The sequence below is a fragment of the Intrasporangium calvum DSM 43043 genome (genome assembly GCF_000184685.1).
Taxonomy (GTDB): domain Bacteria; phylum Actinomycetota; class Actinomycetes; order Actinomycetales; family Dermatophilaceae; genus Intrasporangium; species Intrasporangium calvum.
In genome coordinates this window covers 2173703-2189159 of the sequence record NC_014830.1, presented here as the reverse complement: position 1 = coordinate 2189159, position 15457 = coordinate 2173703, and the positions used below count along the sequence as shown (strand labels likewise).

Sequence of the window (15457 nt, the reverse complement as noted above, 5' to 3'; positions counted from 1 at the left end):
CACCCCATCTTCGCGCACCGGGTCGCGGGCGCGGGACCTGCCACGCCGGGGCGGCCGGAACCGCGGTCGCTCAGGCGTCGCACTCGGGGTGCCGGTGCCCGAAGCGCCCCCAGTGGGCGACGTCCGCGGCCGTCCGTCGCGTCCGCCTGAGGCTGGGGCTCCGGGGCCCGGGGAGCGAGTGGCCGATCGACACGACGCCGACGACGCGCCGGGCGGCGGGGATGCCGAAGGCCGTCTTCACGGCCTCGTGGTGGCTCGGGGGGACGCCGAAGAAGAGGCCGCCGAGCCCTTCGTCGACCGCGGTGAGCAGCATGAGCAGCGCCGCCATCCCGGTGTCGATGTCCCAGTAGGGGACCGGCCACCGCGACTCGTCGCGGTCGGTCCAGCCCTTGTCGGGTGCGGCGTAGCGGTCGAGGTAGGCCTCCTTGTCGGAGAGGCAGAGGATGAGCACCGGCGCCTGCCGTATGCCGCTGAGCCAGGTGTCGCTCGGAGCCTCCGGACTCGTCGTGGTCCTCCAGAACAGGTCCCGCTCCGCCTCCTCGCTCAGGACGAGAAAGTCCCAGCCCTGGCTGAAGCCGGCGCTCGGGGCGCGCACGGCGTGCTGGAGGCAGCGCTCCACGGTCTCGCGGGGCACGGGTCGGTCGGGGTCGTAGCGCCGGACCATGCGGCGACGACGCACCACGTCGGAGAACTCCATGGCGCCAGCCTCGCACCAGACGGCTCGGCGGCGGCGGGAGCGCGCCGTGGGTGGGTCGGTCGGCGACGTGAGGGGCCCGCTCGTGAAACGATGGGCCCATGGTGGGAGGCAGCGAGATGCCGGCGGCGTCGCAGGTGGTTGGCCCCGGCGCCCAGGGCGGCGCTGTCGAGCCTGAGGCCTGGCCGAAGCCGCCGATCGAGTGGGAGGCGGATGTCGTCCTGCGGGACGGGACCGTGTGCCACGTGCGGCCGATCGAGCCGGCGGACGCCGACCGCCTGCGCCAGTTCCACAACCGCCAGTCCGACGAGTCGATCTACTTCCGGTTCTTCGCCCCGTTGCGGGAGCTGAGCGACCGTGACGTCCACCGCTTCACCCACGTGGACTACCACGACCGGGTCGCCCTCGTCGCCATCCTCAACGGCGAGATCATCGGCGTCGGCCGGTTCGACCGGATCGACGCGGCCAGCGCCGAGGTGGCGTTCAACATCTCCGACCACATGCAGGGCAAGGGCATCGGCTCGGTCCTGCTCGAGCACCTCGCCGCGATCGCCCCCGACGTGGGCATCACGCGGTTCCGGGCCGAGGTGCTCCCGCAGAACCGCAAGATGCTGATGGTCTTCAAGGACGCGGGCTACGAGGTCTCGAGCCACATCGAGGACGGCGTGGTGGGTCTCTCGTTCGACATCTTGCCGACCGAGCAGTCCAAGGCGGTCCAGCTCTCCAGAGAGCACCGGGCCGAGTCCAGGAGCATGCGCACGATCCTCTTCCCGGAGAAGGTGGCGATCATCGGCGCGAGCCGTCGGGCGGAGTCGACCGGGGCCCTGGTCCTGCGCAACCTCATCGGCGCGGGGTTCGAGGGGGAGCTCTACCCGATCCACCGAGAGGCGGCGGAGATCCAGGGGCTGCAGGCCTACCCGACGATCGCCGACGCACCCGGACCGGTCGACCTCGCGGTGGTCGTCGTCCCGGCCGTGGACTCGGTCGAGGTCGTGGAGGAGTGCGGCCGGGCCGGGGTCAAGGCCCTGCTCGTCCTCTCGTCGGGTTTCGCCGAGGCCGATGAGGAGGGGGCGCGGCTACAGGAACGGCTCCGCACCAGCGCCCGGAGCGCCGGCATGCGGGTCGTCGGCCCCAACAGCTTCGGACTGATCAACAACCAGCGCGGGGTCCGGCTCAACGCCACCCTGGCCTCGGTGATCCCGGCGGAGGGCCGGCTCGGCCTCTTCGCCCAGAGCGGCGCGCTCGGCATCGCGGTGCTTGCCTCCGCTGCCCGCCGTGGCCTGGGCATCTCGATCTTCGCCTCGGCCGGCAACCGGATCGACGTGTCCGGCAACGACCTCATGCAGTACTGGATCGACGACCAGGACACGACCACGGTGGGGCTCTACCTGGAGTCGATGGGCAACCCGCGCAAGTTCTCGCGGATCGCCCGACACCTCGCTTCCGTCAAGCCCGTGATCGTCGTGTCGTCAGGCGTCTCGCAGTATGCCGTCCCTCCGGGGCACCGGACCCGGACCCCCAACGTCCCGCCGCAGGCCTTCGACGCTCTGCTCCGCCAGGCTGGGGTGATCCGCGTGGAGAACGTCCACCAGCTCTTCGACGTGGCGCAGCTGACCTTGCACCAGCCGCTCCCGACGGGCGAGCGGATCGCCATCGTCGGCAACTCTGACGCCCTCGGCTCGCTGAGCGCCTCCGCGGCCGAGAGCTGGGGCCTGCGCGTGACCCACGGACCGGTCTCCCTGCTCCCGCAGGCTTCGGCCGAGGAGTTCGCCGAGGCCCTCGACGCCGCCTTCAACAACCCCAAGGTCGACAGCGTGGTCGTCGCCTTCATCCCGCCACTGGTCACCCCGGACGAGCAGGTGTCGCTCGCCGTGCGCAACGTCGTCGCCAAGTACGACAAGCCGTGTGTGGCCACCTTCCTCGGCATGCGCGGCGTCGACGGTGGCCTCCGGTACACCACCTCTGAGGGCGAGGACCGCTCGGTTCCGTCGTACGCGATGCCTGAGGACGGGATCCGCGCCCTGCGCTCCGTGACCAGCTATGCCCAGTGGCGGGCTCGCGACCGGGGTCTGCCCGTGGCGCCGGTGGGGATCGACCGCGCCCGCGCCACCGAGCTGCTCGACTCCTGGCTGGCCGCGAGCCCAGAGGGACGTCCTCTGACGCGGGAGGAGGTCGCCGAGCTGCTCAACACCTACGGGATCCGGCCCTGGCCCGCGATCGAGGTCTCGAGCGTCGACGAGGCGGTCGCGGCAGCGGAGGTGCTCAGCTATCCGGTGATCCTCAAGTCGACGTCCCCCGTGGTGCGCCACCAGCCGGGTCTCGCGGGCGTGCGGGCCGACCTCGGCGATGGGGACGCTCTCCGCGACGCCCACGCGTCCCTCACCGAGCGGCTCCGGCCGCTCGGTGCCGACCGCTTCGTGGTCCAGCGAATGGCGGTTCCCGGCGTCTCCTGCGTCCTCAAGGCGACGGAGGACCCGCTCTTCGGTCCCGTCATCAGCTTCTCCGTGGCCGGACCCCCCACCGACCTGCTCGGCGACATCGCCCATCGGATCCCGCCGCTCACGGATGTCGACGTGACCGACCTCATCAACGGTGTCCGGGCAGCGCCGCTGCTCTCCGGGCACCGGGGGGCCGCGCCGGTGCACCGAGCGGCCCTTGCCGACCTCATCGCCCGGTTGTCCGTGCTCAAGGACGACCTGGCCGAGCTCGCGTCGATCGAGCTCAACCCGGTGAACGCCTGGACCGGGGGAGTGGACGTCCTGGGCGCCGAGGTCGTCATCAGCCCTGCCCTCGTGCGCAAGGACACCGGGCGCCGCAGCCTCACGTGAGGCCAAGGTGCCCGGTCGCCGACTACTGGGACGTACCGGCGACGAAGAGGGGACGAAGAGGGGACGGGGACGACGTGGCGGGAGCGGTCGCCGCGGGTGGGAGGATGTGACCCATGCGACGCGTTACCCAGGATGCCGAGCGGGCCCTCCCAGAGGACCTGACGGCGGCGATCACCCGAGCCGGCTACTACCCGGAGCTCGTCTGCGACGTCGTCGAGTCGGCGCTGGCAGGTGAGGAGGTCGTGTCCCACCTGGTCCACCAGGAGACCACCTTCGACCAGGACACGGTGCGTCGCCACGTGACGGTCCTCGTCGTCACCGGGCGTCGGCTCGTCATCGCGCACGCCGACGACCACGCCGAGCCGGGCGCGCCGCCCACGGCCACGGCCACGACCGAGACGGTGCCGCTCGACGCGGTTCGCGGCGTCATGGTGACCCATGTCGTGACCGCCCCCGAGTCGTTCGTGCAGGCCAGTCCCGCCAGGGACATCACCCTGACGCTCGGGTGGGGCGCCGTGAGCCGCCTCGACCTGCTCCCCGCGCAGTGCGGCGACCCGGACTGCACGGCAGACCACGGCTTCGAGGGGACCGTCGCCTCGGACGACATCTCGCTCCGGATCAGCGCGGCGGCCGACGGTGAGGCTGCGGTCGCCCATGCGCTGGGCTTCGCCCGCCACCTGTCCCGCACCATCGGCGGGGCCGTCGGGGCGTGAGCGCCGCGTCGACCGGGTTGCCGTCGCCCGACGAGTCCCCGGACGCGACAGGCGGCAGAGTGGCAGAGCCGCCCGAGTCCCACCCGCGGGCCCCCCTCGACTGGTCGCAGGGGACGCTCGCGTCGGTCCTCCCGTCGGTCGCCGACCGTCTCGGCGTCCGGAGACATGCCGGAGCGGACGTCTTCGGCCTTCCGGAAGCGCGCCGCGTCGTCGTCGTCCTCGTCGACGGCCTCGGCCACGACCTGCTGCGACAACGCAGCGGGCACGCGCCCTTCCTGCGCCGGCACCTGGCCACGGCTCACCGTGTGCCATGTGGTTTTCCCACCACCACGGCGACCTCCATGGGCAGCTTCGGCACGGGGCTGCCCCCGGGTGCGCACGGTCTCGTCGGCATGCAGGTGCTCGACCCGGACGCGGATCGTCTCGTCAACGAGCTCTCCTGGGAGGACGGCCCGGACCCGCGGCTCTGGCAGCCTCACGAGACCGTCTTCGAGGCCGCGGTCAACGCCGGGGTCGAGGTCACCATGGTGGGGCCGCACTACTTCGAGGGATCGGGGCTCACCACCGCTGCCCTCCGCGGGGCCGGCTTCGCCCCGGGGCGCACCCTCGACGAGCGGGTGGACGCCACGGTCGCCGCAGTCCGCGCGACGCCGCGGGGCCTCGTCTACCTGTACTGGGGGGACGTCGACAAGGTGGGGCACGTCCACGGGTCGCAGTCCTGGCAATGGGGTGAGGAGGTCGAGTCCGTCGACCGGGCCCTCTCCTCCCTGGCCCGACGCGTCCCCGACGACACCCTGGTCGTCATCACCGCCGACCACGGGATGGTCGACATCCCCCACGAGAACCGCATCGACCTGGTGAACGAGCCCGACCTCATGGCCGGGGTCCGACACCTCGGCGGCGAGCCGCGCTGCCTCCAGCTCTACACCCTCGACGGCGCCGCCGGGGACGTCGCGCAGACGTGGCGCGACCGCGTCGGTGACCGAGCCAGCATCATGACGCGCGAACGGATGGTCGAGGAAGGGTGGTTCGGCCCCGTGGAGAGCCGGGTCACGGGCCGGATCGGAGATGTCGTCGCGGTCATGGACGGCTCCTCCGCCGTCGTCCACAGCGGGCTGATGCGAGCCGAAATCGTCCGGCTCCTCGGCCTGCACGGCTCCACGACCGACGCGGAGCTGGCCGTGCCGGTGATCGTCGTGCCGCCTCGGGGCGTCTAGGGTGGGCGTTCGTGGCTGAGCTCGTCTTCTTCTCCGGCACCATGGACTGCGGCAAGTCCACTCTCGCGCTCCAGATGGACCACAACCACTCGGCGCGTGGTCGGGTCGGGCTCATCTTCACGAAGATGGACCGCGCCGGCAGCAACGTCCTCTCGTCCCGGCTCGGCCTCTCGAGACGGGCGCTGGAGGTCTCGGACGACCTCGACCTCTGGGACGCGGTCGTCCAGTGCGCCACGGCCGGACGCCGCGTCGACTACCTCGTGTGCGACGAGGCGCAGTTCTACTCCGCTGCCCAGGTCGAGCAGCTGGCCCGAGTCGTGGACGAGATGGACATCGACGTCTTCGCCTTCGGGATCACTGCAGACTTCCGCACCGAGCTCTTTCCTGGGAGCAAGCGTCTGCTGGAGCTCGCGGACCGCGTCCAGGCCCTCCAGGTCGAGGCGCTGTGCTGGTGTGGCCGTCGGGGGACCACGAACGCTCGGGTCGTCGACGGGGCCATGGTCGTCGAGGGCGAGCAGGTCGTCGTCGGTGACACCCAGTCCGGCCGTCAGGGAGCGGTCGAGTACGAGGTGCTCTGTCGCCGTCACTACATGCGCCGCATGACCGCTCAGGCGGCTCGGTCTGCCGCCCTCTCGCCGGAGGTGCTGCCGTTCGACCTGGACGTCTGTGCGCTCCCCCCGCGGCCCATCACCCAGTCTGACTAGCCGACCGGCGAGAGCAGCCCGACCGGGCCGGTGCGTCAGTCTCCTTTGCGGCCGAACATGATGTCGTCCCAGCTGGGGACGCTCGGGCGACCCGACTTGCGGGTCGAGGGCCGCCGTGGCTGCGAAGCCACGGCTGTCCGCTGGTGCTGCGACTCGGTCACCTCGTCGGCCGGTGGGTCATCAGGGTGCTCGTCAGGGTGCCGGTCAGCCGGCTCGAGGTCGTCGTTGACCTCGTGGACCGCACGCACTTCCGGGACCTCGTGGAGGGACCGCTGGCGGGTCCGTCCCGGCTCCTCCTCGGCGGTCCGTCGTGCAGGGGCCCCCGCGTGAGTGTCCTCGTCGGGAGACGGCTTCGGGGCCCGCACGGGGCGGTCGGACTGGGGCAGCGGCTGAGTCTCGGCCGCCCGGTCTGCGGCGGATGGCTTGCGGCGCTCGGGGGAGGGGCTGCGTCCCGTGCGGGCGTCTCCCTCGGCGGCCTCGGGCCCTGAGTCGCCGGGGTGGCGTTCCGCGGTCCGGCGACGACGCCGGTTCGCCGGCCTCGAGACCGCGCCCGCCGCCGGTTCCACGTCCGGCTGCGACCCTGACTGCGACTCTGACTGCGACTCTTGCACCGCCGTCGCCCGCACCGCTCGGGGGTCATCGGCCGGGTGTCCGTGCGCCGGCGGCGGAAGGTCGTCGGCGGAAGGGGGGCGGGCGAGGTCTTCGATCGGGAGCGCGTCCTCCGGTGCGGCATCGATGCCGGGCACGTCGGCGCCACGGCCCTTGCGGTGCCGGACCCGCTGGGCGCTGCGTTCGCGGATGGCCTCCATCAGGTCGACCGGCTCCGCCGACCTGGGGGAGGTGCCCCGTGGACGCGGTGAGATGCCGCCCTCGGCCTCGACGTCGTAGACGTGCCGGGACCCCGCCAGAGCGGCGAGGTGGGGCGCGGGGATCGGGCCGGGGCCCTGGGTGTCCTCATCCTCGCTCAGCCACCGGGCCTCGTCGTCGCGGGCGATGACCGTGCGGGAAAGCGGGTCGAAGTCCCAGGCCGCCTCTCGCTGGCGGCCCCCCGCGTTGAAGAGGACCACGACGGTCCAGACGCCCCGCTCGGTGCGGCGCGAGTCCCAGCGGGTGGCATCGGGGTCGAGCTCTCGCGACCGGAGCCTCTCGGCGACCCGGGCACCCAGGGTCGAGGCGCCGCCCGGCGCCGCTCGGCCACGCAGGCGCACCTGTCTGGCGAGGCCGGCGACGTGCACCCGCTCGGCGAGGATGGGCACCTCGTAGCGGTGGACCTTCTCGACGGTCCACCCGGCCCGCTCGGCGACCTCCTCGGCTGTCAGGCCGGCCCGGATCATCCCCTGGACGTCCTTGGGTCGCAGCCCACCCTCGATCTCCAGCTGCAGCTGCCCGAGCCTCGGGCGGTCCCGTCGGACGGCGGCCCGCAGCGAGTCGTCAAGGGGGATCCGAAAGCGGTTTCCCTCGTCGTCGGCGAGCAGCAGGTGGACTCCGTCCTCATGGACGCCGATGAGCCTGAGGTCCTGCATGCGTGGGGTCTCCCGGTCGGTCGTCGGCCGGAGGTCGTCCGGCCGCCTGCGTGTCGAGCATGCCACTGCTGCGCATGCGTCCAAAGCGACCACGCCGCGCGGGTAGCGTTTGCCTTGCCATGCCGACCCCGTCGTTCCACGCCGCCCAGCTCGCCCTCGACCTCGTGGGCGTCTTCGTGTTCGCACTGTCCGGCGGGCTGGTCGCAGTGAAGAAGGGTTTCGACCTCTTCGGCGTCCTCGTCCTGGCTGTCGCCGCCGCGCTGGGCGGCGGGATCCTCCGCGACGTGCTCATCGGGGATGTCCCGCCGGTCGGGATCAGCGACTGGCGGCTGCTCACCCCCGCCGCGCTCGGCGGCCTGGTCACCTTCGTCTACCACCCCGGCGTCGAGCGCATCTCGAGGTTGGTGCGCGCTCTCGACGCGATGGGGCTGGCGGCCTTCGCGGTCTCCGGCAGCCTCAAGGCGGTGTCCTTCGGCGTCACCCCCGTCGCGTCCGTCCTCATCGGCGTGACGACGGCGGTGGGCGGCGGCGTCATCCGCGACCTCCTGGCCGGCCAGGTTCCCGAGGTGCTGCGCCGCGAGCTCTACGCGGTGCCCGCGGCGATCGGGGCGGTCATCGTCGTCGTGGCCGGCGAGCTCGGTGCCCTCAGCGACTGGGTTCTCTGGGGTGCCGTCATGATCGTCTTCGGCCTGCGGATCATCGCGGTCCGGCTCGACCTCAACGCCCCGAAACCACTTCGCACCACGGGCAAACCCACAGGAAAGTGATCAGGTATGCAGCCATATGACGCCATCCTCCTGCTCAGCTTCGGCGGCCCAGAGGCACCGGAGGAGGTGGTGCCGTTCCTCCGCCGGGTGACGGCGGGGCGCGGGATCCCCGACGAGCGGCTGGAGCAGGTCGGCCAGCACTACTTCCTCTTCGGGGGCCGGAGCCCGATCAACGACCAGAACCGCGCGCTCATCGCCGCCCTTCGCACCGAGCTCGACTCCCGCGGCGAGTCCGTGCCGGTCATCTGGGGCAACCGCAACAGTGCTCCCTTCCTCGCGGACACGCTCCGTGAGGCCCATGACGCGGGCCTGCGCCGACTGGTCGCGGTGACGACGAGCGCCTACTCGTCGTACTCCTCGTGCCGCCAGTACCGCGAGGACCTCGCCGCGGCCGTCGACGAGCTGCGGGACGAGGGTCGCGAGGTCAGGGTCGACAAGATCGCCCCCTACGCGCCCCGTCCGGGCTTTCAGAGCGCGAACGCCGGCCGGCTCGTCGAGGCCCTGCGCACGCTCGACGGGACGCCGGACGAGGAGGTGGCCCTGCTCTTCGTCACCCACTCGGTGCCGGCAGCAATGGACGAGACGTCGGGTCCGGGGGACGGCGACGGTCACCTCTACCAGCGCCAGCACCTCGCCCTCGCCTCGGCCCTCACCGAGGAGGCCAACGCGGCGCTCGGACGCAGCCTCGTGGGGGAGCTGGTGTTCTGCTCCCGCTCGGGGCCGCCCCAGCAGCCCTGGCTCGAGCCGGACGTCAACGACCGCCTGCGGGAGCTGGCCGCGGAGGGGCGCAGCGCCGTCGTCGCGGCCCCGATCGGGTTCGTCTCCGACCACATGGAGGTCGCCTACGACCTCGACACCGAGGCTGCAGCCACCGCGCGCGAGCTGGGCCTGCGCTTCGTCCGCGCGGCGACACCCGGCACCGACCCGGCCTTCGTCGCCGATCTCGTCGACGCGGTCGCGGAGCGAGCGGCGGAGGCGCGCGGTGAGCAGGTCCCCGACTTCGAGGGCCGGATGCCCTCGGTCTGTGCCTCGGGATGCTGTCCCAACCTCCGCGCCCCCAAGCCGGCCCTCTGCGGCGAGGACTGACGCTGTGGCCCCCGACAGGTTCGACGCCGGTGAGCTCTCGACCGCCCGCCTCGAGGAGCTGGAGCGGCTCTGTGTCGAGCTGGCGCTGGCCTCCGGTCGGCTCATCCGCGACGAGCGACCCCGGCACGTCGGGGTGGCCGCGACGAAGAGCACGGACACGGACATCGTCACGGTCATGGACCAGCGCTCCGAGGAGCTGCTCCACCGGCTGATCCGGGAGGCGCGGCCGGAGGACGGCATCCTGGGTGAGGAGGGCGTCGACGTCACGGGTACCTCCGGGCTGACGTGGGTCATCGACCCGATCGACGGCACGGTGAACTACCTCTACGACATCCCGGCTTACGCGGTGTCGGTGGCCGTCGTCACCGGGGACGCCCGGAGCGAGGGGCAGTGGCGCCCGGTCGCGGGAGCGGTCGCTGACCCGTCCCTCTCCGTGGTGCACCATGCCCGCCGGGGAGGGGGCGCGTGGACCAGCCGCGAGTCGGCCCCCGGTGCCGAGGGTCGGCGGCTCAGCGTGTCGACGCAGGACCGCCTCGGCCGTGCGCTCCTCGCGACCGGCTTCGGCTACGACCCGGAGGTGCGCGCTCGGCAGGCAGAGGTGCTGCGCGCCGTCCTGCCCCGGGTGCGCGACATCCGTCGGATCGGCAGCGCCGCGCTCGACCTCGTCCGGGTCGCGGAGGGCTCGGTCGACGCGTATGCCGAGTCAGGGATCAACGCGTGGGACCTCGCGGCGGGCTGGGTCATCGTCGAGGAGGCCGGCGGCGTGGTCGTCGGCCGCGCGGGCCCGCCGGGCAAGGCGCTCACCGTCGCCGCCGGCCCCGCGCTCGTCGAGCCCGTCAGGGCGCTCTTCGACCCCGCCACGCACTGAGGGGCCGTATGCCGCTGAGCTGGCTCAGCGGCATACGGCCCCTTCGGGGTGGGTTGCGCCTGGGTCAGGCGGCCCGGAACGGCTCGAGCTCGGGGACCCGGAGGTCGTTGGCGGCGGCCAGACGCGCGAAGGACTCCAGCTCCCCGGTGTGGATCTGGATGCGGTAGTCGTCGCCCGCAGCACGGGCGTGGGCGAGGTCATCGAGTGCATCGAGCACCCGGACGCGGATCTGGTCCACGAATTCGGTCATGGGCACCTCCTGGCCGGTGGAAGGTCGGTCGGGTCCGCAGACCCTACCGCGACGTCGGGCCACCAGCCTGCACCGGTCCAGGTACACGTTGGGCAAAGAGACGGTGAAGGATTCGTCCGGAAACGGTAGGTGTGGGCCGGGTTTCGGCGGGCCCGGCATGCCTCTTCGCGAAACGAAGTGACAGCGGCCCCCGGATGAGGCACAATCCGCGCACGCGGCATGTTTTGGCAGCGTTCACGTCGATACCGACGAAGCGGGAACAAGTGGGAGCGCAGGGACGTTCTCGCGTCACGACATGCGGGTGGGTCTCCGGCACTGGGGCGGAGCATGAGCAGCAGTGAGAGGGCACAGATGGCAACTGACTACGACGCGCCACGAAAGACCGACGACGACCTGAGCGAGGACTCCATCGAGGAGCTCAAGTCGCGTCGCGTGGACAAGAGCTCGTCCAGCGTGGACGTCGACGAGACCGAGCAGGCCGAGGGCTTCGAGCTCCCGGGCGCGGACCTGTCCGGCGAGGAGCTCTCCGTCCGGGTCCTGCCGAAGCAGGCCGACGAGTTCACGTGTTCGCGCTGCTTCCTCGTCCACCACCGCAGCCAGCTCGCCAAGGAGACGAACGGCATGATGATCTGCACGGAGTGTGCCGCCTGACGCGGGGCCACTGGCAGCTCGAGCAGATAGGGTCGGTCCACGTGACCGACCCTTGTGCTTGCCTGCCGCCCTCCGGCGACGGTGACGCCCCGCCCGGCCCCGTCGTCGCCGTTCGCCGGCTCGACCCCGAAGTGCCCTTGCCGGGCTACGCCCATCCCGGCGACGCCGGCGCCGACCTCGTGTCCCGGGTCGACGTGACGATCGCACCGGGGGAGCGGGTCCTCGTCCCGACCGGCGTGGCCATCGCACTGCCGCCCGGCCACGCCGGCTTCGTCCATCCACGGTCCGGGTTGGCGGCCCGCCACGGCATCTCCATCGTCAACGCCCCCGGCACCATCGACGAGGGCTACCGGGGGGAGATCCTCGTCAACCTGGTCAACCTCGACCGGACCGACGCCTTCGAGGTCCACCGGGGGGACCGGATCGCCCAGCTCATCGTGCAAGCGGTGGCGCGCGCCTCGTTCGTCGCCGTCGATTCGCTCGATGACACGGTCCGGGGGGACACTGGACACGGGTCGACCGGAGGTTTCGGGCCAGTCCCACCCCCGGTCGACTGACCGGACCTGACAAGATTCATCGGGGCCGATCCGTGGCTCACGTCGTCGGTCGCCGCACCCGGCTCGTCTCGCGAGCAGCGGGCGGCCGACCAGCGGCCGCACGGCCCGCCGACAGCTGTGACAGAAGGACGGATTCACGTGGGACTCTTCAGCCGCCGCAAGACGGCCAACGCCGGACCGGGTGACGGATACGGCCCGGACGAGGCGCTCGAGACGAGCGCCGCCGACGACTCCTTCGACGACGGCGTTCCCGAGGATCACGACGGCGACGGCGACGTGGCCCTCGAGAGCCCGGTGGCGGTCGACGGGACGACGGGTCCGCTCGACCGGTCCGCCATCTCCGACGACAGCGAGTACCTCAACCTCGGCGCAATCTGGGTCAAGGGCCAGCCGGGCCTCGAGCTGCGGCTCGAGGTGAACGAGCGCGAGCAGCAGATCACGGGGGTCACCGCGGTCCTGGGGGAGTCCGCGGTCCAGCTCCAGGCCTTCGCCGCACCCCGGACGGAAGGGGTGTGGATCGACATCCGCAACGAGATCGCCAAGAGCATCACCGACGCGGGCGGGACCGCCGAGGTCCGCACCGGAGAGTTCGGCGAGGAGCTGCTCACCCGCATGCCGCAGCAGGGCGCTGACGGGCGGACGGTCTTCATGCCGGCCCGTTTCGTCGGCTTCGACGGGCCGCGCTGGTTCCTGCGCGCAGTCGTCAGCGGCCGAGCCGCCATCGACGGAGCGGCGGCCGCCGCCGTCCACGACGTCATCCGGACCGCGGTCATCGACCGCGGCGATGAGGCGCGTCCCCCGCGGGAGCTGCTTCCACTGCGGCTGCCCGAGTCCAAGGCGGAGACCGCCGAGAACGAGGTGCAGGCACCCGCCGGGCCCGGGACGGTGGCCGACCTCAAGCCGTTCGAACGCGGCCCCGAGATCACCGAGGTGCGGTGACGGCCCCCAGCCGTCCTCGCCGGTCCCGACCATGACCTCACCAGCCGGAAGCCGCCTGCGTCGGTTCGGCCTGCGACGCCGGCGGGACGAGACCGGCCCGGAACGGGTCGAGGCGGACCGCGAGCCCGCCGAGCCCGCCGAGCCCGGTGTCGTCCCCATCGCCCGGGCCCGCCCCAGGCAGCGCGTCACCGTCGAGGGCGAGGTGCGCATCATCGCGCTGCGACCCCACGCCGACGTGCCCACCCTCGACCTCGAGCTGTGGGACGGAGCCGACGCCCTGCACCTGGTCTGGTTGGGTCGTCGGAGCATCCCGGGCATCTCCGCCGGAGCGCATCTGCGCGCCACCGGCCGGGTCACCGTCCAGCGCGGCACCCGGACCATCTTCAACCCGGCCTACGAGGTCATCGGCACATCGAGGGGACCGCATGGCTGAGCACGTGGACGATGCGTCGACGGACACCGGTGTCGCACGGTCCGAGGTGGACCTGCGCCACTATGTGACCGTTGAGGAGCTGCTGCGCGACAAGCTGTCCGAGGCGATCGGCGGGTGGCGAGGCGCGCTCGAGTCCGCGGTGCCGACTCTCGTCTTCGCCATCACCTGGGTGGCGCTCCGAGATCTCAAGCAGTCTCTGCTCGCGGCCGGCGCCTGTGTCGTGGTGCTCCTCGTCGTGCGACTCCTGCAGCGCCAGGACCCGCGGTTCATTGCCTACGCGGCCGTCGGCGTCGGGATCTCCGCGTTCTTCGCCCTGCGCTCCGGCCAGGCGGAGGACGCCTTCCTGCCGGGGATGCTCCAGAACGCCGGCCTCCTGGTGGTGCTGCTCGTGACCAACCTGTTCCGGTGGCCCCTCTTCGGCTTCATCGTCGCCGTGGCCGAGCCGGAGGCCTTCGCGGAGGACCCGACCTGGTGGCACAAGCACCCGGGCATCGTCACCGTGGCCCTTCGCCTCGCCTGGGTGCTCATCGCGCTCAACGTCGTCCGGCTCGCCATCATGGTCCCGCTCTACCTGGCGGAGCAGGTCGCCGCGCTCGGCGTGGCCAAGGTGGTGCTCGGCTGGCCGGCCTACATCCTCGCCGTGACCGCCATGGGCGCCATCCTCGTGCGCGGACACACCCCGATCGACCCGACTCGGACCGGCGGCCGCCCGAGCCCGCGGCGCTGAACGAGGGCTGGGGTCACCGGTCCGCCGTGACGTCTCTCGGCCGCGAGCCGGGAGCCACGAGCTGCTGCAGCTGTCGCTCCTGCTCCGCCGTGGTGATGAAGAGCAGCTCATCGCCGACCTCCATCGCGTCATCCCGGGTCGGAGCGATGGGGCGCTCGTCGCGGATGATCGCCACGAGGACCGTGTCGGTCGGCCAGGCGATGTCACCCACCCGTTGACCGGCGAAGGGGCTGCCCTCGGGGAGCGTGATCTCCACCATCGACGCCCGCCCCTGCTGGAACTCGAAGATGCGCACGAGGTCGCCGATGCTCACGGCCTCCTCGATCAGAGCGGTCATCAGGCGTGGGGTCGACACCGCGACGTCGACGCCCCAGGACTCGTCGAACATCCACTCGTTCTTGGGGTTGTTGACCCGGGCCACGGTGCGCGGCACGCCGAACTCGGTCTTGGCGAGCAGGGACAGGACGAGGTTGGCCTTGTCGTCCCCCGTCGCTGCCACGACGACGTCGGAGTCCTCGAGCCGAGCCTCCTCGAGCGCGCTCAGCTCGCAGGCGTCGGCCAGCAGCCAGGAGGCCTCGGGCACCCGCGACGCCTGGACGTCGTCGGCGTCCTTGTCGATGAGCAGGATCTGGTGGCCGTTGGCCAGCAGCTCACGGGCGATCGAACGGCCGACGCTACCTGCTCCTGCGATGACGACGCGCATCTGTTCTCTCCTGTGGACGGGTCTCTGCACCAACCTACGTCGGTCGGGTGCTCGAGGGCAGCGGATGCTCAGCGAACTCCTCCGACCGGTGGTGCCCGACGGAGGGGACGGTCGTCAGTGGACCATCGGGGGGAGGTCACAGAGGCGCTCGACCCGGGCGAGGTCGTCGCGCATCAGGGCCAGGTGGACGAGGTCGCCCTGCTGGACGACCATGTCGGGGCGCGGCAGCTCGCCCTGGCCGAGGCGGGTCACATACGCCACGCGGGCGCCGGTCCGGGCCTCGACGTCCGCGAGGGGGTGGCCGATCCACTGCTCGGCCAGGGGGACCTCGGCGATGACGATCTTGCCGCTCGGGTCGGTCAGCTCGGGCATGGCCCCGGAAGGGAGCAGCCGCTGGATCATCTGGTCGGCGGTCCACTTGACCGTCGCCACCGTGGGGATGCCGAGCCGCTGGTAGACGGCCGCCCGCTGCGGGTCGTAGATGCGCGCCGCGACGTGCTCCACCCCGAAGGTCTCGCGGGCGACCCGCGCCGCGAGGATGTTGGAGTTGTCGCCGCTACTCACCGCAGCGAAGGCGTAGGCCCCCTTGATCCCGGCTGCGATGAGGGTGTCCCGGTCGAACCCCATCCCCGTGACGGTCTGCCCCTCGAACGAGGTGCCGAGCCGCCGGAACGCGGAGGCGTCTGCGTCGATGATCGCGACGTCGTGGCCGTGGGAGCTCAGCATTCGGGCCAGGGTCGAGCCCACTCGGCCGCAGCCCATGATGACGAAGTGCACGCTCGCGACGGTACACCCAG

17 protein-coding genes are annotated in these 15457 nt (G+C 72.0%); 12 read left to right on the top strand and 5 right to left on the bottom strand.

The genetic code is table 11. The features are described 5' to 3' along the window. Positions 1 to 70: 70 nt before the first annotated feature. Complete coding sequence (locus INTCA_RS09880; RefSeq protein WP_013492772.1) at positions 71 to 697, bottom strand: nitroreductase family protein; 627 nt, start codon at positions 695 to 697, stop codon at positions 71 to 73. Positions 698 to 795: 98 nt separating this feature from the next. Between INTCA_RS09880 and INTCA_RS09875 the strand changes: the two genes are divergently transcribed. The 4 genes from INTCA_RS09875 to INTCA_RS09860 all read left to right on the top strand — a co-directional run bounded on the left by INTCA_RS09875 (position 796) and on the right by INTCA_RS09860 (position 6156). Then, positions 796 to 3522 carry a bifunctional acetate--CoA ligase family protein/GNAT family N-acetyltransferase gene (locus INTCA_RS09875; protein ID WP_244859814.1) on the top strand — a complete coding sequence of 909 codons (2727 nt, stop codon included), beginning with the start codon at positions 796 to 798 and terminating at the stop codon, positions 3520 to 3522. A 113-nt stretch (positions 3523 to 3635) separates the two neighbouring features. Then, complete coding sequence (locus INTCA_RS09870) at positions 3636 to 4235, top strand: DUF5998 family protein (protein WP_013492770.1); 600 nt, start codon at positions 3636 to 3638, stop codon at positions 4233 to 4235. A 59-nt stretch (positions 4236 to 4294) separates the two neighbouring features. Continuing rightward, positions 4295 to 5452 (top strand): alkaline phosphatase family protein, encoded by a 1158-nt coding sequence (locus INTCA_RS09865; RefSeq protein WP_013492769.1) that lies wholly within the window; start codon positions 4295 to 4297, stop codon positions 5450 to 5452. 11 nt (positions 5453 to 5463) lie between these two features. Beyond that, on the top strand, positions 5464 to 6156 hold the full coding sequence (locus tag INTCA_RS09860; protein WP_013492768.1) for a thymidine kinase: 693 nt from the start codon (positions 5464 to 5466) through the stop codon (positions 6154 to 6156). A gap of 35 nt (positions 6157 to 6191) precedes the next feature. On the opposite strand, the gene sepH is transcribed toward INTCA_RS09860, so the two are convergent. Next, positions 6192 to 7679: a septation protein SepH gene (sepH, locus tag INTCA_RS18695; protein ID WP_013492767.1), complete on the bottom strand. Its 1488-nt coding sequence runs from the start codon at positions 7677 to 7679 to the stop codon at positions 6192 to 6194. Positions 7680 to 7798: 119 nt separating this feature from the next. On the opposite strand from sepH, the gene INTCA_RS19995 reads away from it, so the two are divergent. The 3 genes from INTCA_RS19995 to INTCA_RS09840 are packed head-to-tail and all read left to right on the top strand — an operon-like array spanning position 7799 to position 10400. Further along, positions 7799 to 8446: a trimeric intracellular cation channel family protein gene (locus INTCA_RS19995; protein WP_013492766.1), complete on the top strand. Its 648-nt coding sequence runs from the start codon at positions 7799 to 7801 to the stop codon at positions 8444 to 8446. 6 nt (positions 8447 to 8452) lie between these two features. Continuing rightward, on the top strand, positions 8453 to 9532 hold the full coding sequence (locus INTCA_RS19990) for a ferrochelatase (protein WP_013492765.1): 1080 nt from the start codon (positions 8453 to 8455) through the stop codon (positions 9530 to 9532). A 4-nt stretch (positions 9533 to 9536) separates the two neighbouring features. Beyond that, the gene (locus tag INTCA_RS09840; protein ID WP_013492764.1) at positions 9537 to 10400 is read left to right on the top strand and encodes an inositol monophosphatase family protein; all 864 of its coding nucleotides are present in this window, start codon (positions 9537 to 9539) and stop codon (positions 10398 to 10400) included. Positions 10401 to 10464: 64 nt separating this feature from the next. Here INTCA_RS09840 and INTCA_RS09835 read toward each other — a convergent pair whose 3' ends face one another. Then, positions 10465 to 10650: a hypothetical protein gene (locus tag INTCA_RS09835; RefSeq protein WP_013492763.1), complete on the bottom strand. Its 186-nt coding sequence runs from the start codon at positions 10648 to 10650 to the stop codon at positions 10465 to 10467. Positions 10651 to 11001: 351 nt separating this feature from the next. Here INTCA_RS09835 and INTCA_RS09830 point away from each other — a divergent pair, with 351 nt between their 5' ends. The 5 genes from INTCA_RS09830 (at position 11002) to INTCA_RS09810 (ending at position 13957) form a co-directional block, all read left to right on the top strand. Then, positions 11002 to 11301, top strand: a complete 300-nt coding sequence (locus INTCA_RS09830; RefSeq protein ID WP_013492762.1) for a DUF4193 domain-containing protein — start codon at positions 11002 to 11004, stop codon at positions 11299 to 11301. Between the two features lie 41 nt (positions 11302 to 11342). Next, positions 11343 to 11858 carry a dUTP diphosphatase gene (gene dut / locus INTCA_RS09825; protein WP_425311121.1) on the top strand — a complete coding sequence of 172 codons (516 nt, stop codon included), beginning with the start codon at positions 11343 to 11345 and terminating at the stop codon, positions 11856 to 11858. A 138-nt stretch (positions 11859 to 11996) separates the two neighbouring features. Beyond that, positions 11997 to 12797, top strand: a complete 801-nt coding sequence (locus INTCA_RS09820; protein WP_013492760.1) for a DUF3710 domain-containing protein — start codon at positions 11997 to 11999, stop codon at positions 12795 to 12797. A gap of 31 nt (positions 12798 to 12828) precedes the next feature. Next, complete coding sequence (locus INTCA_RS09815) at positions 12829 to 13230, top strand: OB-fold nucleic acid binding domain-containing protein (protein ID WP_013492759.1); 402 nt, start codon at positions 12829 to 12831, stop codon at positions 13228 to 13230. After that, positions 13223 to 13957, top strand: a complete 735-nt coding sequence (locus tag INTCA_RS09810) for a DUF3159 domain-containing protein (RefSeq protein ID WP_013492758.1) — start codon at positions 13223 to 13225, stop codon at positions 13955 to 13957. The genes INTCA_RS09815 and INTCA_RS09810 overlap by 8 nt, the downstream gene beginning before the upstream one ends. 13 nt (positions 13958 to 13970) lie before the next feature. Here the strand turns inward: INTCA_RS09810 and INTCA_RS09805 are convergent, their stop codons facing one another. Then, positions 13971 to 14660, bottom strand: coding sequence for a potassium channel family protein (locus INTCA_RS09805; protein ID WP_013492757.1), 690 nt, complete (start codon positions 14658 to 14660; stop codon positions 13971 to 13973). A 114-nt stretch (positions 14661 to 14774) separates the two neighbouring features. Then, on the bottom strand, positions 14775 to 15437 hold the full coding sequence (locus INTCA_RS09800) for a potassium channel family protein (RefSeq protein WP_013492756.1): 663 nt from the start codon (positions 15435 to 15437) through the stop codon (positions 14775 to 14777). Positions 15438 to 15457 lie beyond the last annotated feature (20 nt).